Source organism: Arthrobacter sp. Soil_C_60, from assembly GCF_057656375.1.
In genome coordinates this window covers 50,464-70,143 of record NZ_JBDGKM010000012.1, presented here as the reverse complement: position 1 = coordinate 70,143, position 19,680 = coordinate 50,464, and the positions used below count along the sequence as shown (strand labels likewise).

Annotated in this window: 15 protein-coding genes and 1 tRNA gene; 4 read left to right on the top strand and 12 right to left on the bottom strand. The window is 64.1% G+C overall.

Annotated features, from left to right (window positions below):
- Positions 1 to 4: 4 nt before the first annotated feature.
- From sucC to pcrA, 3 genes are all read right to left on the bottom strand, one after another.
- On the bottom strand, positions 5 to 1,168 hold the full coding sequence (sucC, locus tag AC3A4M_RS19695) for an ADP-forming succinate--CoA ligase subunit beta (RefSeq protein ID WP_498737914.1): 1,164 nt from the start codon (positions 1,166 to 1,168) through the stop codon (positions 5 to 7).
- A 259-nt stretch (positions 1,169 to 1,427) separates the two neighbouring features.
- Positions 1,428 to 2,465 carry a mechanosensitive ion channel family protein gene (locus tag AC3A4M_RS19690; protein WP_498737912.1) on the bottom strand — a complete coding sequence of 346 codons (1,038 nt, stop codon included), beginning with the start codon at positions 2,463 to 2,465 and terminating at the stop codon, positions 1,428 to 1,430.
- A 121-nt stretch (positions 2,466 to 2,586) separates the two neighbouring features.
- A complete protein-coding gene (pcrA, locus tag AC3A4M_RS19685; protein ID WP_498737910.1) occupies positions 2,587 to 4,974 on the bottom strand; it encodes a DNA helicase PcrA in 2,388 nt (795 codons plus the stop codon).
- Between the two features lie 119 nt (positions 4,975 to 5,093).
- Here pcrA and AC3A4M_RS19680 point away from each other — a divergent pair, with 119 nt between their 5' ends.
- Both AC3A4M_RS19680 and AC3A4M_RS19675 read left to right on the top strand, forming a co-directional pair.
- Positions 5,094 to 5,756: a hypothetical protein gene (locus tag AC3A4M_RS19680; RefSeq protein ID WP_498737908.1), complete on the top strand. Its 663-nt coding sequence runs from the start codon at positions 5,094 to 5,096 to the stop codon at positions 5,754 to 5,756.
- Positions 5,757 to 5,771: 15 nt separating this feature from the next.
- Positions 5,772 to 5,845, top strand: a tRNA-Arg gene (locus AC3A4M_RS19675).
- Between the two features lie 400 nt (positions 5,846 to 6,245).
- Here AC3A4M_RS19675 and AC3A4M_RS19670 read toward each other — a convergent pair.
- The 3 genes from AC3A4M_RS19670 to AC3A4M_RS19660 all read right to left on the bottom strand — a co-directional run bounded on the left by AC3A4M_RS19670 (position 6,246) and on the right by AC3A4M_RS19660 (position 10,577).
- Entirely contained in the window at positions 6,246 to 7,475 is a 1,230-nt protein-coding gene (locus tag AC3A4M_RS19670) for an ROK family transcriptional regulator (RefSeq protein ID WP_498737906.1), read from the bottom strand.
- A gap of 123 nt (positions 7,476 to 7,598) precedes the next feature.
- Positions 7,599 to 9,485 carry an ABC transporter ATP-binding protein gene (locus AC3A4M_RS19665; protein WP_498737905.1) on the bottom strand — a complete coding sequence of 629 codons (1,887 nt, stop codon included), beginning with the start codon at positions 9,483 to 9,485 and terminating at the stop codon, positions 7,599 to 7,601.
- Between the two features lie 48 nt (positions 9,486 to 9,533).
- On the bottom strand, positions 9,534 to 10,577 hold the full coding sequence (locus AC3A4M_RS19660; RefSeq protein ID WP_498737903.1) for an LLM class flavin-dependent oxidoreductase: 1,044 nt from the start codon (positions 10,575 to 10,577) through the stop codon (positions 9,534 to 9,536).
- Between the two features lie 195 nt (positions 10,578 to 10,772).
- On the opposite strand from AC3A4M_RS19660, the gene AC3A4M_RS19655 reads away from it, so the two are divergent.
- Together AC3A4M_RS19655 and AC3A4M_RS19650 are read left to right on the top strand one after the other, a co-directional pair.
- Positions 10,773 to 11,000, top strand: coding sequence for a hypothetical protein (locus tag AC3A4M_RS19655; protein WP_498737902.1), 228 nt, complete (start codon positions 10,773 to 10,775; stop codon positions 10,998 to 11,000).
- A gap of 4 nt (positions 11,001 to 11,004) precedes the next feature.
- A complete protein-coding gene (locus AC3A4M_RS19650; RefSeq protein ID WP_498737900.1) occupies positions 11,005 to 13,050 on the top strand; it encodes an HNH endonuclease signature motif containing protein in 2,046 nt (681 codons plus the stop codon).
- Positions 13,051 to 13,068: 18 nt separating this feature from the next.
- Here AC3A4M_RS19650 and AC3A4M_RS19645 read toward each other — a convergent pair whose 3' ends face one another.
- From AC3A4M_RS19645 to AC3A4M_RS19620, 6 genes are all read right to left on the bottom strand, one after another.
- Positions 13,069 to 15,435: an FdhF/YdeP family oxidoreductase gene (locus AC3A4M_RS19645; protein WP_498737898.1), complete on the bottom strand. Its 2,367-nt coding sequence runs from the start codon at positions 15,433 to 15,435 to the stop codon at positions 13,069 to 13,071.
- 19 nt (positions 15,436 to 15,454) lie between these two features.
- Positions 15,455 to 16,363, bottom strand: coding sequence for a formate dehydrogenase accessory sulfurtransferase FdhD (fdhD, locus tag AC3A4M_RS19640; protein WP_498737897.1), 909 nt, complete (start codon positions 16,361 to 16,363; stop codon positions 15,455 to 15,457).
- Positions 16,364 to 16,396: 33 nt separating this feature from the next.
- Positions 16,397 to 17,557: a molybdopterin molybdotransferase MoeA gene (locus tag AC3A4M_RS19635; RefSeq protein ID WP_498737895.1), complete on the bottom strand. Its 1,161-nt coding sequence runs from the start codon at positions 17,555 to 17,557 to the stop codon at positions 16,397 to 16,399.
- A gap of 17 nt (positions 17,558 to 17,574) precedes the next feature.
- The gene (locus AC3A4M_RS19630) at positions 17,575 to 17,910 is read right to left on the bottom strand and encodes a DUF6457 domain-containing protein (RefSeq protein WP_498737893.1); all 336 of its coding nucleotides are present in this window, start codon (positions 17,908 to 17,910) and stop codon (positions 17,575 to 17,577) included.
- A gap of 93 nt (positions 17,911 to 18,003) precedes the next feature.
- Positions 18,004 to 18,666, bottom strand: a complete 663-nt coding sequence (mobA, locus tag AC3A4M_RS19625; protein ID WP_498737891.1) for a molybdenum cofactor guanylyltransferase — start codon at positions 18,664 to 18,666, stop codon at positions 18,004 to 18,006.
- Positions 18,666 to 19,166, bottom strand: a complete 501-nt coding sequence (locus AC3A4M_RS19620; protein WP_074699732.1) for an HNH endonuclease — start codon at positions 19,164 to 19,166, stop codon at positions 18,666 to 18,668. Before AC3A4M_RS19620 ends, mobA begins: the two co-directional genes overlap by 1 nt.
- Positions 19,167 to 19,680: the final 514 nt, after the last annotated feature.

Here is a 19,680-nt window from a genome sequence, read left to right as displayed (position 1 = left end):
ATCCTCAGGCGTTCGCCAGTTCGGCGGCCTTGTCGGCGCCTTCGTCCATACCGACTGCCAGGGTGACCAGCGGGTGGTTCGCGTCCCGGAGGATACGGCGGCCTTCCTCGACACTGTTGCCGTCCAAACGGACAACCAGTGGCTTGGTGGCCTTGTCGCCCAGGATTTCCAGGGCCTTGACGATGCCATTTGCGACGGCGTCACACGCGGTGATGCCACCGAAGACGTTGACGAACACGCTCTTGACCTGTGCGTCGTTCAGGATGATGTCCAGACCGTTGGCCATAACCTCGGCCGAAGCGCCGCCGCCGATATCCAGGAAGTTGGCGGGCTTGACGTTGCCGTGGTTTTCGCCTGCGTAGGCGACGACGTCCAGCGTGGACATAACCAGTCCGGCGCCGTTGCCGATGATGCCGACCTGGCCATCGAGCTTGACGTAGTTCAGGTCCAGTTCCTTGGCCTTGGCCTCGAGCGGATCCGCGGCGTCCTTGTCCTCGAGCTCAGCGTGCTCGGGGTGGCGGAAGGCGGCGTTCTCGTCGATCGAGACCTTGCCGTCCAGGGCGACGATGTCGCCGGCGCCGGTCTTGACCAGCGGGTTGACCTCGACCAGGGTGGCGTCTTCCTTGATGAAGACATCCCAGAGCTTGATGATGGTTTCGGCGACCTTGCCGCGCAGTTCCTCGGCGAAGCCGGCTGCAGCGACGATTTCGTCAGCCTTGGCCTGGTCAATGCCGACGGCGGGGTCAACGGCGATCTTGGCCAGAGCATCGGGGCGCTCGACAGCCAGCTGCTCGATCTCCATGCCGCCTTCCACCGAGCACATGGCCAGGTAGTTGCGGTTGGCCCGGTCCAGCAGGACGGAGAAGTAGTACTCCTCGGCGATGTCCGCACCCTGGGCGATCATGACCTTGTTGACCGTGTGGCCCTTGATATCCATGCCGAGGATGTTGGTGGCATATTCGAACGCTTCGTCCGGAGTCTTTGCGACCTTGACGCCGCCGGCTTTACCGCGGCCGCCAACCTTTACCTGAGCCTTGACGACAACAACGCCGCCAATCTTTTCGGCTGCTGCTTTGGCTTCTTCTGGAGTGTAGGCAACGATTCCTGCAAGCACGGGTACAGCATGTGCCTCAAAGAGATCGCGCGCCTGGTATTCATACAGGTCCACGGGTTGTGTCCTTCTACGTCGAAGTCGTTTCTGACTCGGAGCGCGGATCTGCGTCACTTCGTGCCTGCGTAGGCGGACATTTTTTGGGTGCAAATCCGTTCGCGCTCCAAGGGGAACTTTAGTCCCTTGGCGTGCGACGCCTGTCCTAGAGTACCGCTTTCGTGATCAAGGGCACAGTTCTATGGTTTGTAGAAAAGTAACCCTTTGCGGTACTTTGTGACGCGTCGCTCACGGCCCTGTGTGCGGGCCCTTTCTTGCGCTACTGCTTGGCCTGGCGGCTTTCATCCGGGGTGCTGGCGGAGGTATCAGCGGAGGCGTCGGCATGGCTTTCCGAGCCAGCCGGTACCAGCACGGGGCTCCCGTCCTTGATGACGGTCTGGTTCAGCAGCGGAATGCGCAGTCCGGCACGGTCCAGATCGCCCTTCAGGCGTGCGCGCATGGCGCGCGCCACGCCCCACTGCTCCAGAGGCTTGGTCCGGATGGCGAGGCGGATGACCACGGATTCGCCGGTGAGCGCCTCGACGCCCCAGATTTCCGGATCGTCCAGGATAAGCCGCCGGTAGTCGGGGTCCGCGCGCAGGTCCTTGGCCGAGTTCAGGATCAGGTCGCTGACCTTTTCGACGTCGGCATCATAGGGAACCGGGATATCCAGCACGGCGCGCGCCCAGCCCTGCGATGAGTTGCCCACGCGCAGGATTTCGCCGTTGCGCACGTGCCAAAGCGTGCCGTCCACCGCACGCACCTGAGTGACGCGCAATCCAACCGATTCCACCGTTCCGGAGGCTTCGCCCAGGTCCACCACGTCGCCGATGCCGTACTGGTCCTCGGCCACCATGAACAGCCCGGAGAGGTAGTCCTTCACCAGAGTCTGGGCACCGAAACCAATCGCGACACCGGCGATACCGGCACTGGCCAGCAGCGGCCCAAGGTCGAACCCGAGTTCGGTCATGACCATCAGGATCGTCATGACACCAATGACCACCGTGGCGATGGAGCGCAGCACCGAGCCAATGGTTTGTGCCCGCTGGGCCCGGCGCACGGCTGCGATCGGCGAGTCCTGCATCAGCCAGTAGCGCGGATCCTTGATGTTTTTGCCGATGGCGTCGGCGTCGAGTTTCTCCAGCTTCGCCGTCTCACCGTTGGCGATCTTCGTCGACATCCGCCGGATCACAATCCGCACCAGCAGGTTCAGCAGGAACCCGCCGATCAGAATCACCGCGACGCGCAGCGGTTTGTCCATCCAAAATCCCAGGGTGCCCAGCTGGGCTACATCCACATCCGCCACATTCAAATCCATAGGAAAAACGCTATGTTGTTATGCCAGCGTGACCAAATGCGGATGGCCGTCGCGTCGGTCTTCTGCGCCATGCCGCCGGGTGGTGGCGCGGGAGCCTTCCCGCGCCGGCGGCACATCGTCCCTAGTCCGACTTGGTCAGCGGTGCATAACGCAGCAGCAGGCGCTTCTCGCCGATGTCGAACTTGACCTTCGCCACAGTCTTGTCCCCGGCGCCTTCAAGCGAGAGCACTGTCCCGTTTCCGAAGCTGGTGTGGTTGACCTTGTCGCCCACGGTCAGCGCGATGACTTCCTTCTGCGGCTGGACGCGGCCTGCCCGCACGGCGGCAGGCGCCATGGACCGCGCCGAACCTGGCAGCGAGGAAACATCCTGGTTGCCGCCGGCGCCGGCGCCCCAGTGGGAACCGCTGTACCGGCTGGAGCCGAAGCTGCCGGCAGAGGTGAAGGCCGGCCGCTTGCTGCCCTCACGCTTCCAGTCGATGAGTTCCGGCGGGACTTCCTCGATGAACTGGCTTGCCGGATTGTACTGGCTCTGGCCCCACATGCTCCGCGATTCCGAGCGGGTCAAATAGAGCCGCTTGCGGGCACGGGTCAGCCCCACATAGGCCAGCCGCCGTTCTTCGGCCAGCTCCTTCGGATCCGTCATGGACCGTTGGTGCGGGAACACGCCATGCTCCATGCCGGTCAGGAACACCACCGGGAATTCCAGCCCCTTGGCCGTGTGCAGCGTCATCAGCGTAACCACGCCCTGATCCTTGGCCAGCTGTGCGCTTTCCTCATCCGGTGCATCCGGGATCTGGTCCGCGTCCGCCACCAGGGCCACCTGCTCCAGGAAGCTGCCGAGCGTTCCTTCCGGGTTGTCCCGTTCGTATTCACGCACGACGGCGACCAGTTCCGCCAGGTTTTCCACCCGGGACTCATCCTGCGGGTCATTGCTCTGCCGCAGCGCCGCCAGGTAACCGGTCTGTTCCAGTACCGCTTCCAGTGCAGCCGAGGCCCCGGATCCGTTGGCCACTTCGGTGAGGTCATCGATGAGCTTCACGAAACCGGCAACCGCATTGACGGAGCGGGTGGCCATACCCGGCGCATCATCGGCTTTGCGCAGGGCTTCCATGAAGGACAGCCGGTCCCGCTCGGCGAGCGCGGCCACCGCGTACTCGGCCCGGTCCCCGATGCCGCGTTTGGGCTCGTTCAGGATCCGCCGCAGGTTGACCACGTCGTCCGGGTTCACCAGCACCCGCAGGTAGGCCAGGGCGTCCTTGATTTCCTTGCGCTCGTAGAAGCGCGTTCCGCCCACTACCTTGTACGGCAGGCCCACCCGGATCAGCAGGTCTTCGATGGAACGGGACTGCGCGTTGGTCCGGTAGAAGATGGCCACGTCCCCCGGGCGCAGGTTCTCGGCGTCCTGCAGCCGGTCGATCTCGTTGGCGATGAACCGGGCCTCGTCGTGCTCGTTTTCGCCGACGTAGCCGATGATCCGCTCACCGTCCCCTTCCGCGGTCCAGAGCCTCTTGGCCGGACGGTTCGGGTTGCGGGAGATCACAGCGTTGGCAGCCGTCAGAATGGTCTGGGTGGAGCGGTAGTTCTGCTCCAGCAAGATGGTCCGCGCGTTGGCGTAATCCTTTTCGAACTCCACGATGTTGCGCACGTCGGCACCGCGGAAGGCGTAGATGGACTGGTCCGAGTCCCCCACCACGGTCAGTTCACCGGGCGGGAAGTCCTGCTCCGATTCGCCCGTCCCGCCGGTAAGTTCGCGGACCAATACATACTGGGCGTGGTTGGTGTCCTGGTACTCGTCCACCAGGACGTGCCGGAAGCGCCGCCGGTAGGAATCGGCAACCGCCGGGAAGGCCTGGAAGATGAAGACCACCTGGGCAATCAGGTCATCGAAGTCCATGGCATTCGCCTGGCGCATCCGCTGCGTGTAGCCCTTATAGACCTCAGCCACGGCCTGCTCGAACGGGTCGGAGTAGTTTGCCGTCCCGGCGTAGGCTTCGTCGTCGATCAGCTCGTTCTTCAGCGCGGAGATCTTGTGTTGGATGGACTTCGGCGAAAAGCGCTTCGGATCCAGGTCCAGGCCCTTCGCCACCAGGGTGATCAGGCGCAGCGTGTCCGCCGAATCATAAATGGAGAAGTTCGAATTGAGCCCAACGTTCTTGGCCTCCCGGCGCAGAATCCGCACGCAGGAGGAGTGGAACGTGGAAATCCACATGTTCTTTGCCCGGTCCCCCACCAGCGACTCGATCCGCTCACGCATCTCCGCGGCGGCCTTGTTGGTAAAGGTGATGGCGAGAATCTCTCCCGGGCGCGCACGCTTGGTGGCCAGCAGGTGGGCGATCCGGTGGCTGAGGACGCGGGTCTTTCCGGACCCGGCGCCGGCAATGATCAGCAGCGGCGAGCCGGCATGCTTGACTGCCTCTTCCTGCTGCGGGTTCAGCCCAGCCAGCAGTTCCCGCGCATCAGGCAAGGCGGGGGCAGGAGCATCATAGGCAGGGTCAGTCAGAAAATCCATGGTCCTATCAGTCTATTAGCCACCACTGACACTCGGTGCCGGATTCGCCCACGGCCTAGCCCATCCCGCCCGTTCCGGCCCTTCCGAGGCGCGTCGCTGCCCGGGGCCATAATGGAGATATGTCCAAGTCCCGCGCGCAGCGCCTCCGCAAGCACGGTCCCGCAGCAGCCGACGCCCGCACTGGTGACCCTTCCTCCACAAAGCCAGGATCCGGCGTCGTTAATCCGAGCACCGGCCGCACGCCGGCCAAGGCGGCAGGCAATGCCAACATGATTGTGATCGCCGGCGCGGTGGCCTCGGCGTTCCTGTTCGGGTACTCGTTCATCCTGATCATGCCGCAGTTCCAGCAGCTGAGCGGCGGCCTGGCCATGCCGGATACGTTGGTCACCGGTTACAGCACCGAGTACGTGCAGGACGTGCGCACCGCCTTCGGCGAGGACGGCGCCGGCCAATACAACTACTGGCACAAAACCGCCGACACGATCTTCCCGCTGCTGTTCGGCTTCACCTGGCTGCTGCTGATCGGCCAGCAGCTCAAACGCGGGCTGCTCCGCTGGCTCTGCTGGGCGCCCGTACTGCTGTACGTCATTGCCGATCTGGCCGAGAACTGGGTGCTGGACTCGATTATGAGTACCGATCCGGTGGGCGACGCATCGCTGGCCAGCTTCCTCACGGTCGCGAAATCCGTGCTGTTCGGCCTGAGCATCCTGGCCGCTCTCTACGCGGTTTTCCGCGGACCACGCCGGAAACAGAATGAAACAACGACGGCGGCAAAAGGGTAAGCTGGATAGGTCCGCGCCTCTGTAGCTCAGTTGGATAGAGCGACCCTCTCCTAAAGGGTAGGCCGTCGGTTCGATTCCGGCCAGGGGCACTCCCGCAACACCGCCGCTGGTGCCGCTGTTAAGCAGGAAAGCCGCCGTCTGCGCATCCCCCCACGGATGCGCAGCCGGCGGCTACCGCATTTGGTGCATCCCAAAGCATTTCAACTGCGAGAACTTCAAAAGAGAAGTTGCAGTCCCGGGCTTCTTCCCGTTCGCCGGAACTACTCGCGATCGCTGTTGTCCTACTTGGTTGACGGCACGCGCCCCTCCCCAGGGCCGCACCCGCTCTTGAACCGTTCATTTCAAGAGTTGGCGTGATCATACGAACGCCTGCCGTCCCTAACCATGTTTATCCATACGATGGACTAAATCAAGCCCAACAGGTGAACAAGTGATTAACCTGAAGAAATTCGGCCATATGTGACTTCAAATACACTTTGTGACGTTTCTTTACGTCTCCAGCAGGAGTCCCCGGGTCTTGGGCGAGAAGGCCTGGTCCAGTACCAGGCATGCTCCGCCGATGGCGCCCACCTGCTCGCCGAGGTTGGATCCAACCACTTCGAGCTGGTGAATGTCCTTCGCCACAAAGTGCTTTTGGATCTCCTCGCGCAGCAGCGGCAGGCCCACACCGGCAAGGCCGTCCCAGAGCGGCCCGCCGAAGATGATCCGCTGGACGTCGAGCACGTTGGCCACCTGCGCCACGACGAACGCAAGGTTCCGCGCCGCCCGGTGCACAATGGCCTGAGCCTCGGCGTTGCCCGCTCCGGCCATGCTGGTCAGTTCGAAAATAGCCGCAGTTGTCCCGTCCAGTCCCTGCTCGTCGTGGTTCTTGGGGAAGATCCCGGCTTCGATGCCCTGCCGGATGAGGGTCACGAAATTCAGGCTCATGCCGACGCAGTTCCGCCGGCCGCATTCGCACAAAGGCACTTCGTCCGGCACCGGGAAATGCCCGATCTCGCCGATGTTTCCGGAGGAACCGTGCTGCACCTCGTTCTGCAGCACCACGCCGGCACCAAGCCCGGTCCCCAGATAAATGAAGGCAAAGCTGGACGGCGCATCCCTGTCGCTCGCCCAGAGCTCGGCCACTGCGGCCGCAGTCACGTCCTTGTCCAGCCACACCGGCAGGTCGATCAGTTCCTCCAACGGCTCGCGCAGCGGCACCCGGTCCCAGCCCGGCAGCATCGGCGGCGAAACCATCATGCCCTCGATCCCGTCGATGGGCCCCGGCGCGGCAAGGCCTACGCCCAGGATTCGGCTGCGGTCCAGCCCTGCGGTGGCAATCAGGGTCTCGACGGCGTCAGCCATCTGGGACACTATGCCGTCAGGTTCACCCACCCCCGGCATCCGGTGGTCGGTACTGGCCACCACCTCGCCGTGCAGGTTCAGGGCGACCACGGTCATGACGGCAGGATCCAGGTGGATGCCGATGGCAATGCGGCTGGCCACCTCCAGCTCCAGCACCGTCCGGGGTTTGCCCGGCCCGGAAACCGTTTTGCGGTCTTCCCGCACCAGACCGTCGTCGACAAGGCGCCGGACTACGTTGGAAATGGTCTGCGGCGACAGGCCCGTGCGCTCCACCAGCTCGACCCGTGCAATGCCTTCGGGGGCGCGGCGGATCGCATCCAGGATCACCGCCTGGTTGTAGCCGCCAAGACGGCCGAGATTACTACCGCGCTGCATTAATGAGCCCTGCTCCCCAAAACTCTGCTGTGACTTAGGCAACCTATGACACTGTAACGAATGACGGACCGGATAGCACTGATAAAAAATACCGCGCGCCGTTCAGGGCACGCGGGCTTTGCCTCAGGGCACGGCAGGCGTTTCAGTCGTTTCTGTGCGGAACTGCGTCCGGTACAGCTCGGCATAACGTCCGCTGCGGGCCAGCAGTTCAAGATGGGTGCCCCGCTCCACGATTTCGCCGCCCTCGACCACAAGGATCTGGTCCGCGGAACGGATGGTGGACAGCCGGTGCGCAATAACGACGGCGGTGCGCCCCTCGAGCGCCTCGGTCAAGGCTGCCTGCACCGCTGCTTCGTTGGTCGAATCCAGTGCAGCGGTTGCCTCATCCAGGATGACCACCTGCGGATGGGCGATCAGCAGCCGCGCGATGGTCATCCGCTGGCGTTCGCCGCCGGACAGCCGGTAGCCGCGCTCCCCCACCATGGTCTCCAGCCCGTCCGGCAGGGACCGGACCATCGGCTCCAGCCTGGCCCGGCGCAGCACGTCCCAGATCTCCTCGTCCGAAGCCTCCGGACGGGCCAATGTGAGGTTGCCCCGGATGGTGTCGTGGAACAGGTGCCCGTCCTGGGTTACCAGGCCGATGGTGGAACGGATCGAATCGAAGCTCAGGTCACGAAGATCGACGCCGGAGAGTTCCACGGAGCCGGAGTCGACGTCGTACAACCTTGCCAGCAGGGAGGCGATGGTGGATTTGCCTGCACCGGAAGACCCGACAAGCGCCAGGGTCTGCCCGGGCTCCACCTTGAAGTTGATGCCGTGCAGCACTTCCTCGCCGCCGCGGGTGTCCAGTGTGGCAACTTCTTCCAGCGAGGCCAGCGAAACCTTGTCGGCTGAAGGGTAGGCAAACCGGACGTCCTTGAACTCAACGGTGACCGGCCCCGGCGGGACGGAACCGGCGTCGGGCTTTTCCTTGATCAGCGGATCCAGGTCCAGCACCTCGAAGACGCGCTCAAAGCTGACCAGGGCACTGGCGATCTCCACGCGCGCGTTGGCCAAAGCGGTCAACGGCGCATACAGCCGGGTCAGCAGCAGCGCCAGCACCACCACGTCGCCCGGATCGAGCCGGCCGATGATGGCGTAGAACCCGCCCAGGCCGTATACCAGTGCCAGCGCCAGCGCAGAGACCAGGGTCAGCGCGGTGACGAAGGTCCACTGCAGAACCGCGGATTTGATACCGATGTTGCGCACGCGCTCCGCCCGGACCTTGAACTCCCGGGACTCTTCCTCGGGCCGGCCGAAAAGCTTGACCAGCGTGGCGCCGGGGGCGGAAAAACGCTCCGTCATCTGCGTGCTCATGGCGGAGTTGTGGTTGGCTGCCTCGCGGCGCATCTCCGCCAACCGCGACCCCATCTGCCTGGCCGGCAGCAGGAAAATGGGCAGCATAACGAGCGCCAGCAGCGTCACTTGCCAGGACGTATTGAGCATGACAATCAGTGTCAGCACCAGAGCCACAAAATTACTGACGACGCCGGAAAGCGTACCGGCGAAGGCACGCTGGGCACCGATCACGTCATTGTTCAGCCGGCTGACCAGCGCTCCTGTGCGCGTGCGGGTGAAGAACGCAATCGGCATCTTCTGCACATGATCGAACACCGCCGTGCGCAGGTCCAGGATGACATCCTCGCCCAGACCGGAGGAAACCCAGCGGGTGACCATGCTCAGCGCCGCGTCGGCGATGGCGACGATGGCGATGACGACGGCCAGCCAGACGATCGTCTCAATACTTGTCTTCGCGACAATCGCGTCGATTACCTGGCCGGCGAGGACCGGCGTCGCAACCGCCAAAGCGGCCGAAATGATGGACACGATGACAAAGAAGATCAGCTTGCCCTTGTAGGGCGCTGCGAACGCCAGGGTACGTTTCACGGTCTTCTTGGAGAACCCGTGCTTGGCCTTGTCCGACATGGAGAGTCGGTACAGCGAACTCCACGCCGCCCCTTCCATGGACATGCTGACTCCTTTGAAACTGGGAACGAATGTACTAATACAGCCTAGGTCTTATTCGGACGAGAGCTCGCGTTGCACCAGCGGCAGCACCTCGGTTCCAAGCAGCTCAATGGATTCCAGGACGGTTTTCTGCGGCACCGAGGAGAGGTCCATCTGCAGGATATGCCGGTCGTGCTTCATGTAATGGTGGGTCAGCACCAGCTTCTCGGCCACCTCCTCCGGGTTGCCCACGTAAATGCCGCCGGACCGCGCGGCCTGCATGTTGTAGCTGACGCGGCTGGGCTTCGAAAACCCGCGCTCGGCCGCAATCCGGGTGAGCGAGTCCAGCCAATGGGGATAGAACTTATCCGCCGCGTCCTCCCGCGACACCAGGCCGGTGCTGCTGACGCCCACTTTCAGGCGTCCGACGTCGTGCCCCGCCTTTGCGGCTCCGGTGCGGTAGAGCTGTGCGTGCTGTGCGAAGCTGTGAACGGTGCCGCCGAGCAGCGCATAGATGACGTTCTTGCCCAGCGCCGCCGCCCGGACGGTCGACGCGGGCGTGCCGCCGGTGGCGATCCAGATATCCAGATGGTCCGCGCCTGGTTTGCCGGCCGGTCTGGGCAGGATTTTGACGTTGTCGAGCGCGGGCCGGAACTTTCCGCTCCAACTGACCACTTCCTGCTCGTCCAACTGAAGCAGCAGACCGATTTTCTCCTCGTACAGCTCGTCGTAGTCGGCCAAAGCGGCACCGAAGAGCGCGTAGGACTCAATGAAGGAACCGCGACCGGCGGTCAGCTCGGCGCGGCCGCCGGACAGCAGATCCAGCGTTGCAAACTGCTGGTAGACGCGGACGGGGTCCTCAGTACTCAACACCGTGACCGCGGAGCCAACTTTGATGTTCTTGGTCTGTGCAGCCGCCGCGGCCAGCACGGGAACCGGAGCAGAGACTGCATAGTCCGGGCGGTGGTGCTCCCCTATCCCGAAATAATGGAGGCCCACTTCATCAGCCAGCCGGGCCCGCTCCAGTAGATCCGCCATCCGTTGTTGCGGCGATGTCCGCTCCCCCGTCTGCGGATCCGGGTGGATGTCGCCGAAGCTATAGATGCCGAGTTCCATACCTGCCGCAACCTCTAATCACGGGCGCCTATTCCCTTTACGACGGCGACGACGCGCACATCACTGACGTTGAGGGTTCGGGCAACTGCTCGATTCCAAGGGCAGAATTCGAACAGATCAAGAAAGCTTCGGCCGTTCGTGTGGACGGTGCTGAATTCGGGTCTGGTTGTCGGAGGCGGGTGATGGACTGGTGTCATGGCAACGCAGAAGTGTTCGTCATCGCTTCCCGGGATACGCGCGGGCTGGCTACAGACTCGCCGCGCGGTCTCCGCCGGCGCGCTCCGCCCCGGTGTGGCCCGCCTCTGTGTGCTTCCTGCCGGGCTGGGGAAAACTGTTGCGGAAAAGATTTTTGAAGAACTTTCGTCGAAGCCGGAAGACGTGGTGTTTATCCCTCTTGGTTGTCACAGCCGGATGATGGACTGAGGTTATGGCAGCGGAAGAGCAGTCTGCACCGGTTTCCGGTTCCCCGGCCCCCGGACAGGAGTCCGCGGGGCAGGAGTCCGGGGCGCAGGGGCTCACGGAGCACGGGTTCACGGTGCGCTGCATTCAGGAGGGCCGGCCCACGACCGCCGCGCAGCGGCAGGAAGCGCTGCGCAAGGCCCTGGAGCGCCTGGACGTCCATGCTGCGCAGGACCGCAAACGCGGCCTGGCACACGCCCGCGAATACATTGCGGCCGGCAAACCCCCGAAGCATGCCACGATGGCCGGTTACATGGAGGAGATCTACGCAGAGGCCCGCGGCCCGGTCCTGGACCCGCCGACGCTGGAGTCCTACGGCGAGGACCCGCTGGCCGGACAGGACGTCCCCGGCCGGGTCGGGGAGCCGGAGCATCTGGGTGCCAGCGCCGGCCTCGATGACTTCGCCGCCTGGGAACGCGAGGAAACCTGGGCCAGTTGGCCGCCGTCCGGCCCGTTCCCCGCCAGCTGGGGCCCCGCCGAGGACCTCGAAGGGCTGCCCGGAGACCTGTTCACCGAAACCCACGCGGAGTACTACGCCGAACGCCTGCGCCGGATCACCGCCGGCACCCCCTCCGACTGGTTCAAACTCTTCCACGCCACCGCCAACGCCAGCACCACCAACCCCGGTGATGCCGTTGATGCTGCCGACGGCGGTGATGCAGCCGGCGCCGGGGTGCGGGGGTTTGCGGAGCTGGATTACCGGTCGGCGGTGGAGCAGCTGGCCGCGGGGCGGCGGCTGACGGCCTGGCTGGACGCGGGCCTGGTGCGCCTGACCCACCGGATCGGGCAGACAGCCGTCGAGGAGCTGCCGCCGCGGGAACCGGGCACGCCGCCGGCCAGCCGGGCCGGGCTGGAGGAGCTGGCCGGGCAGTCCGTGATCAGGGAACTGGCCTGCCTGTACCGGATCACGGAGAAGCAGGCCCGCGGCCGGTACGAGACCGCGCAGGAGCTGTGCGAACATTACCCGGGCACGCTGGCCGCGCTCACCGCCGGGGAGCTGGACCTGGAACACGCGGGCGTGATCACCCGGCAGGGCGACACCCTCCCCGACGGCGCGAAACCCGGCTTCGAGCAGGCGCTGCTGGGCGAGGCGCCGGATAAAACGCCGGGCGAGCTGCAGTACGCGGCGCGGAAGCAGCGCGAGAAACTGAATCCGGAAACCATCGAGGTGCGCCGCGAACGGCAGGAAAAGTGCCGGAGCGTGTATCTGGAGCCGGCGGATGACGGGATGGCGTTCCTGGGCGCGTACCTGCCCGCCGAGGAAGCCTATGCCGCGTACGACCGGCTCACCCAGGCCGCGCGGGGCCTGCAGACCGGGGCGGAGAACCGCACGGTGGGGCAGCTGCGCGCGGACGTTTTTATCGAGCTCCTGCTGCACGCGGGGATGGAGTCCGGGCCGGCGGCCGGGATCCGGCCCGAGGTCGCGCTGACCGTGCCGGTGTTCACGCTGATGGGCCTGGACGAGGAACCGGCCACCCTCGACGGGTACGGGCCGATTCCCGCCGGCGCCGCCCGGAAACTCTGCGAGGGCGCCACGTCGTTCTACCGGATCCTGACGCATCCCGAGACCGGGACCATCCTCTCCTACGGCAAAACGGTGTACCGGCCACCGGCGGATCTGGCCCGCGCGGTCCGGCACCGCGACACGACGTGCACGGCGCCGGGCTGCCATGTCCCGGCGAAGGACTGCGACCTGGACCACACGGTCGATTACCATGCCAACGGGGACCATGGCCGGACGGATTTCGGCAACCTCGGCCCGCGCTGCGGGTCGGACCACCGGCTCAAATCCCTCGCCGGCTGGAAAGTCACCCAGACCAGGCCCGGCGAATTCACTACCACCACGCCGGGGAACCAGACCTACACCACCAGACCCGGCGATACCGGCGCCGGACCGCCCTCCTTCACCGACCGGGTCCTCGACGCGCTGCCCGACGACTTCCGCCGCCGCCTCAAACGCAAAAAACCACCACCACCGGAACCACCCGACGACGAAAAAGAACCACCATTCTGACGTATGGTGCAGCGGCCGTTAGCTCGGCATCAGCTCGCTAACACTATCCGTCTGCTCAGCCTGCCCAGCGGCAAGAGTCTCGGTATCGCTTTCCTTGACCGGGACGAACCGGACGGTGATCGCTTTGAAGCCGGGAGTGTTCGATTCACGTGCAACCAATTCCCTATGGACCAAGACGTTTGCCTCAGGGAAGTAAGCAGCCGCGCAGCCACGTGCCGTCGGATAGGAAACAAGCCTGAAGCTGTCCGCTCGGCGTTCCGTGCCTTGGAAGGTGCTGATGACATCCACCAGTTCGCGATCTTCGAAACCCAACTCCTTCAGATCGTCAGGATGCACGAGGATGACCCGGCGGCCATTGGAGATGCCACGGTATCTGTCGTCCAAGCCGTAGAACGTGGTGTTGTACTGATCGTGACTGCGCATGGTCTGCAGAATCAGGTGCCCTTCGGGGGCCGACAGGTATTCCAGCGGGCTCACGGTGAACCTTGCACGGCCGATGTCCGTGGCGAATGAGCGTGAGTCCCGCGGCGGATTGGGCAGCACAAACCCATTCTTGTTGCGGATTCGCTGGTTGAAGTCTTCAAAGCCCGGCAGTACACGGGAAATATGGTCGCGGATGACGTCGTAGTCCTCGGCCATGGTTCGCCAATCCACAACATGATCGTCGCCCAACACGGCCTGCGCCATGCGGGCAATGATTACCGGCTCTGCCAACAGGTGCTCCGAGACAGGTGTAAGACGTCCACGGGTGGAGTGGACAACAGACATCGAGTCTTCCACGGACAGGAACTGCGGCCCCTTCGGGTGTTTATCATCCGTATCGGTCCGTCCCAAGGTGGGCAGGATAAGAGAGGTCTTGCCATGGACAACGTGCGAGCGGTTGGGCTTGGTGGAAATATGGACGGTCAACCCGGCCCGCTTCATGCCTGCCTCAAGCGCCGCTGTATCCGAGTTGGCCAGCGCGAAGTTCCCGCCCAAGGACACGAAAACATCAACGTCACCCAACTCGAAGGCATGCAATGCTTCCGTGGAGTCAAAGCCGTGTTCGCGCGGCGACTCGATGCCGAACTCCTTGTCCAGAGCTTCGAGGAGCCATTCCTTGGGCTTCTCCCAGATGCCCATGGTCCGGTCGCCCTGGACATTGGAGTGCCCACGGACCGGGCAAGCACCTGCGCCGGGCTTGCCGAAGTTGCCCTGCAGCAGGAGCAGGTTAATGATTTCCTTCAGCGTGTCCACCGAGTGAGGCTGCTGGGTCAGGCCCAGCGCCCAGCAAATGATGGTCGCCTTGGACTTGGCCAGCAGGTCGGCAATCTTCGAGATTTCCATCCGCGAGAGCCCTGTGGCCTTCTCGGTTTCGTCCCAGTCAATGGACTTGCGTGCCTCGCGGTAGGCTTCGAAGCCTTCGGTCTGCTGCTCGATGAAAGCCTTGTCCACCACTGAACCGGGAACGCGTTCTTCCGCTTCCAGCAATAGATGGCCGAATGCTTGGAACAGGGCGAGGTCCCCGCCGACCTTGATCTGCAGGAATTCATCGGAAATCTGGCTACCGCCCTTGACCAGCCCCTCAACGCTCTGCGGGTCCTTGAACTTCATCAGTCCGGCCTCGGGCAGCGGATTGACGGACACGACCTTTCCGCCGTTCTCCCTGCATTCCCTGAGCGCGGAGAGCATACGCGGATGGTTGGTACCCGGGTTCTGTCCGACGACGAAAATCAGCTCGGCTTCATGCAGGTCTTCCAGCGAAACGGTGCCCTTACCGATGCCGATGGTGGGGTTCAACGCCGAACCTGAGGATTCATGGCACATGTTCGAGCAGTCCGGAAGGTTGTTTGTGCCCAGCGACCGCGCGAACAACTGGTACATGAACGCTGTCTCGTTCGCGGTGCGTCCCGAGGTGTAGAAAACGCAGCGGTCCGGCGTCGTCGCCCGGACATGTTCGCCGATGAGGTCGAATGCTTCAGGCCAGCTGATCGGGGAATAATGCGTGTCGCCTTCCCGGATGACAACCGGCTGGGTGATCCGCCCCTGGTTGCCGAGCCAATACTCGGTCTTCTCTTCCAGGTCCTTGATGGAATGCTCGGCCCAGAACTCCGGGCCTACGGTCCGGAGGGTGTTTTCCTCTGCAATGGCCTTGGCGCCGTTCTCGCAGAATTCGGCGGGCTTGCGCTTCCCGGTGATCGATTCGGGCCAGGCGCAGCCTGGACAGTCAAAGCCGCCATGCTGGTTAACCCGGAGCATCGAGCGCACGGTCCGGGTTACGCCAGCTTGGGCCAGTCCTCGTTCCATGGAGACCATGACCGCTTTGACGCCGGCAGCGGCTGTCTTCGGATCCTGGACTTCCAGAGAGTCTTCATTTATGTCATCAATAGGTGCACGGCGAGCCATGACCCCAATGTATCCCGTGTCACAGGGGAATCTCGACCTTCGCTCCGATAATTCGTCCTGGATGAGCATAAATATTCACAGTGTTACCTCGGCTGAAGCCCGCCAGCGTCAGTCCCGACTCCTCCGCGAGTTCGACGGCGAGTGATGACGGCGCGCTGACGGCGGCCAATACGGGGATTCCGGCTAGGTAGGCCTTCTGCACGAGTTCAAAGGAAGCACGGCCTGAAACCTGCAGGACTGTGTCGCTCAGCGGCAACCGGCCTTCCCGCAAGGCCCAACCCACTACCTTGTCGACGGCGTTGTGCCGGCCGACGTCTTCCCGCAGGCAGAGAAGCTCGCCGTCGAAGCTGAATAGTCCGGCCGCATGGACACCGCCCGTCCGGTCAAAGACCTGTTGGCGCTCACGTAGCTTATCGGGCAAGGAAAGCAGCGTCGCCAACGGCAATTGCCGCGAAGCGTTGCCGGCCAGCGCGCCGTCGTCGTTCTCTGTGTCCTGATCAGCCTCCGCCGTGTCCGCCCCCAAGATCGGAAAATGCGAGCTCTTGGTGACCGCATCGATCGATGCCGTTCCGCAGATCCCGCACGAACTCGAGGTATAAACATGGCGCTCCAGCGAGGTGTCCGGAAGCGCGACGCCGGGAGCCAGCTGGGCCTCGATGACGTTATAGGTCTGGCGGCCCTGTTCGTCTTCGCCCGCGCAAAACCGCATGGCGCCAAGCTGGGCGGCTTCCCAGACCACGCCTTCCGAAACCAAGAAGCCGGCGACTAGATCGAAATCGTCCCCGGGGGTGCGCATGGTGATGCTGAAGGCTTTGCCGCCGAGCCTGATTTCCAACGGCTCTTCCGCGGCGAGGGTATCCATCCGGCGATTGGCCTGGCCGTCGAGGCTGAGTCTGAGCACCTTGCGGCGCTGGGTTACGCGTCCCATAAAAATCTCCTTGCTAATTGATGCCAGCTTAATTCACCAAGGCAGCGGCAGGGTACGCAGTTCCTGCCCAACAGCGGCACCTTCCGGAGGCACCACGATGACGCCGTCCGCGTTGGCCAACCCGCGCATCATCGCCGAACCGACATGGCCGGCGGGAACAGCGCCCACCCCGGTCATCGCATACGGGATCAGCCGGTCTTTCCCATCCAGCGGGGCGAACCTGGTTCCGGCTGCAACACGGCCCGTGTCCGGAAGCTGTCTGCCGGTCATACCGGCGAGCAGGGGGCCGCCGAGGGTCAGGAGTGCCATCATGGCGGCGAGCGGATTCCCGGGGAGGCCTATCAGCGTCCGCCCGTCGGAGAGGCGGGCCATCAGAGCGGGATGGCCGGGGCGCATGCGGATGGATGGTGCCAGGACCTCGGCCTGCAGTTCGGCCAGTACGCGGCGCAGGTGGTCTGCCCGTGAATGCCCGGTTCCGCCGGTCGTGACCACAACGTCCCCTCCACACTCAAGGATGGCCCGGCGGGTGGCCTCAAAGTCATCCGGCAAGCGGCGGGAGGTGGAAGCTTCGCCCCCAAGGACATGGATGATCGAGGGCAAGGTCGGTCCGAAAGTATCCCGGACCTGCCCGGGCGCCGGAACACCGGAGGTAACGACTTCGTCCCCGGTCAGCAAGAGCGCGGCCGACGGCCTCGGGTAAACCGGGAGCTGGTCGTGGCCGCAGACTGCGGCAATGGCGACGTGCGCGGGGGTGAGCTTTGTTCCGGCCGAGATGATCGGCTCCCCCGCAGCAGCTTCTTCGCCGGCCGGACGAATGTGCCGCCCGGGAGGTGGCTCCGTAGCCGGAACATCACGGAGGCGGTGGAGCAGGGTGTGCTCCGCAACGCTTTCCATCTCGCCGTATTCGCTCCGGAGTACCGCTTCGGTACCGGCCGGTATCAACCCACCGGTGACCACGGGGGTCGCCTGCCCCGGAGAGAGCGTCGTTCCGGGCAGGGCCAGCTCCCACGGAGGGGCGCCGGCAATGGCCCAACCGTCCATCGCCGAGGAAGCATAATGCGGCACGGCAAACTCGGCCGCGACATCGTGCGCCAACGTCAGCCCGGTGCAACGCGCCAAGTCCACGGACGCGGGGCGTGCGCGGTTGTCTTGCCCCGTCTTATAAGCCAGTTCCCGCGCCGCGTCCCATCTCACGGAGGGTTCCTGGTGCCTCACGCTTGTCCGGTCTCGCCAGTTCCGTTTCCAGCGCTTCCGTCCCCTGCCGCTCCGGCTGTTCCGGTTGCTCCGGTTGCTCCGTCGGCAGCGTGGCGACGGGCGACTTCATCCGCCACTCGGCTGGCGGCACGCATTGCCACGGCCGGCGCTGCCTGTCCGGTTGCGGCGGCCAACCCTGCGGCGTAACCGACAATAAACGTGGTGACAGGCGCTGCCGGACGGATCACGCTGTGGGCCGCTACTCCGGCCAGCCCGAGAACCGCCTCAAGGTCTACCGGCGTGTCCTCGATCTCCAGGGCTGCGAGCAGCTCTGTGACGAAAGGTTCAAGCATTTCTTCGGCTCCGGCCACCTGGTCCTCCGATGTTCTTTTCGCCCTGCGCCGGGCGTAAAGCGCGTGCAGGAACAGCTCAATAATGAGTTCAGGCTACGGTGCCGGCGGTGCTATGCCAAAGCGTTGCGCGTCATCCCAGGTATCCACGTCGGCGGTCGCGGTCGACGCCAGCGGAAGCTTCAGCGATTCCAGCCCCTCGAGTAACTTCCGTACCGGCATTCCGACCAGCCCGCCTGGGCCATATCCGGCCACTGCTGCATCCAGTGCCACGCTGTCGATGCAAGAGGCCAAGGGTTGGGTGCGGCCATCGGCGTCCACAGGCAGCACCAGCTGCACGGCCGGATTTCGTTCTGCCGCATCAAGCAGCAGCTGCGGCAGTGTGCCCAGTGCAGGCATGTCGCACGCGAAGATCAAGGTGAGGGGCGCCCTGAAGGCGGCACCGCCGTCGTCGTCCTTGGCAATGCCCCTGCGCAGCACGTTGATTGCTGCACCGATTCCTGCGGCGGGGCCCGAAAAAGGCGGATCTTCACGCGTCAGAACCACCGCGGCTTCGGGCTCGGCATCGATGAAGGCCTCCAGTTCCACGCGCAGCTCATCGGGACCAACGACGGCGATGCGCCGGGCCGCTCTAACGCTATTCAGGGTGCGGCGCAGCAGCGATTGGCCGTTGTAGCGGAGCAGAGCTTTGGGCTCGCCGGCCAGGCGCGAGGAACGGCCGCCGGCCAGGATGACGGCGTCGAATCCGGACAGACCCATCAAGCCGCCGGGTTGGAGTCGAGGAACTCGCTCCACGCCGGAGCCGGGCGCTCCAGTTCACGGATCCGCCAGTGGCTGCCGCGGGGAGCGCGCGGGGTAATGCGCAAATGCCAGCCCATCTGCTTCAGTGTCCGATCCCCCTTGGCATTGTTGCAGCGCAGGCAACAGGCGACGAGGTTCTCCCAACTGTCGATTCCGCCGCGCGAACGTGGTTTCACATGGTCAACGGTGTTGGCGGTCTTTCCGCAGTAGGCGCACTCGTAGTTGTCCCGGCGCAGCACACCCCGCCGTGTCACTGTCATGTCCTGAGGATAGGGGATCTTGATGTAACGGTTGAGCAGGATGACCGATGGCCTGCCGAATATATCGTTGGGCCCGACGACGGGTTCGCCGTCCTCAGCGATGATGCTCGCCTTTCCAGTGAGCACAAGAAGCAGCGCCCGGCGGAAGGTCACTACCGCCAGCGGTTCGTATCCAGCGTTCAGAACGAGTGTGCGCATGCACGTTCCTGTCCGTCCGGCCACGCCCGGGGCTGCGGGATCGGCTGCATCCCGGCCATGGTGATTCGACACTGACAAGAGTTAGAGTAAGCGGAATCACGCCCGCTGCGCTAATTATTCGCCCATCGAAATTCGGACGAGGTCCCCGCGGCATTGATGAAACGTTGTTTGCGGCCTTCCTCAGACCAAAACAATGCCAATCAGGGCCAAGGCGCACCTATCCGTTAACTACTGCAGGGCCGCCCTCGTCGGAGGACGGCCCTGCAGACAAAAACGTTGATCCAGGTCTGATCCAGTTCCGCCATGAGCGGACCGGCGTTTGCAACTGGGGCCGCTGGCAGATGCCGGCAGGCCTCCGTACGGCGGAACGCCCGGGATGCGGTACTGCTATGACCTGGGAAACGGGTTCGGGTAACGCGGTACCCTGTTGAAACTCTTAGCCGTTGGGGCGGATGAAGACCGGGCCCGAACCGATGTAAGCATCGGCCAGCGCGGTCGTATAACCGGTCCAGCC

Excerpts from the sequence above, each read along its gene's own strand:
- mobA (WP_498737891.1), bottom strand. The coding sequence starts at position 18,666 with ATGGGTCTGTCCGGATTCGACGCCGTCATCCTGGCCGGCGGCCGTTCC.
- fdhD (WP_498737897.1), bottom strand. The coding sequence starts at position 16,363 with ATGGGACGCGTAACCCAGCGCCGCAAGGTGCTCAGACTCAGCCTCGAC.
- AC3A4M_RS19645 (WP_498737898.1), bottom strand. The coding sequence starts at position 15,435 with ATGGCTCGCCGTGCACCTATTGATGACATAAATGAAGACTCTCTGGAA.
- AC3A4M_RS19650 (WP_498737900.1), top strand. The coding sequence starts at position 11,005 with ATGGCAGCGGAAGAGCAGTCTGCACCGGTTTCCGGTTCCCCGGCCCCC.
- AC3A4M_RS19680 (WP_498737908.1), top strand. The coding sequence starts at position 5,094 with ATGTCCAAGTCCCGCGCGCAGCGCCTCCGCAAGCACGGTCCCGCAGCA.
- AC3A4M_RS19655 (WP_498737902.1), top strand. The coding sequence starts at position 10,773 with ATGGCAACGCAGAAGTGTTCGTCATCGCTTCCCGGGATACGCGCGGGC.
- AC3A4M_RS19620 (WP_074699732.1), bottom strand. The coding sequence starts at position 19,166 with ATGCGCACACTCGTTCTGAACGCTGGATACGAACCGCTGGCGGTAGTG.
- AC3A4M_RS19670 (WP_498737906.1), bottom strand. The coding sequence starts at position 7,475 with ATGCAGCGCGGTAGTAATCTCGGCCGTCTTGGCGGCTACAACCAGGCG.
- AC3A4M_RS19690 (WP_498737912.1), bottom strand. The coding sequence starts at position 2,465 with ATGGATTTGAATGTGGCGGATGTGGATGTAGCCCAGCTGGGCACCCTG.
- AC3A4M_RS19660 (WP_498737903.1), bottom strand. The coding sequence starts at position 10,577 with ATGGAACTCGGCATCTATAGCTTCGGCGACATCCACCCGGATCCGCAG.
- AC3A4M_RS19665 (WP_498737905.1), bottom strand. The coding sequence starts at position 9,485 with ATGTCCATGGAAGGGGCGGCGTGGAGTTCGCTGTACCGACTCTCCATG.
- AC3A4M_RS19630 (WP_498737893.1), bottom strand. The coding sequence starts at position 17,910 with ATGCTTGAACCTTTCGTCACAGAGCTGCTCGCAGCCCTGGAGATCGAG.
- pcrA (WP_498737910.1), bottom strand. The coding sequence starts at position 4,974 with ATGGATTTTCTGACTGACCCTGCCTATGATGCTCCTGCCCCCGCCTTG.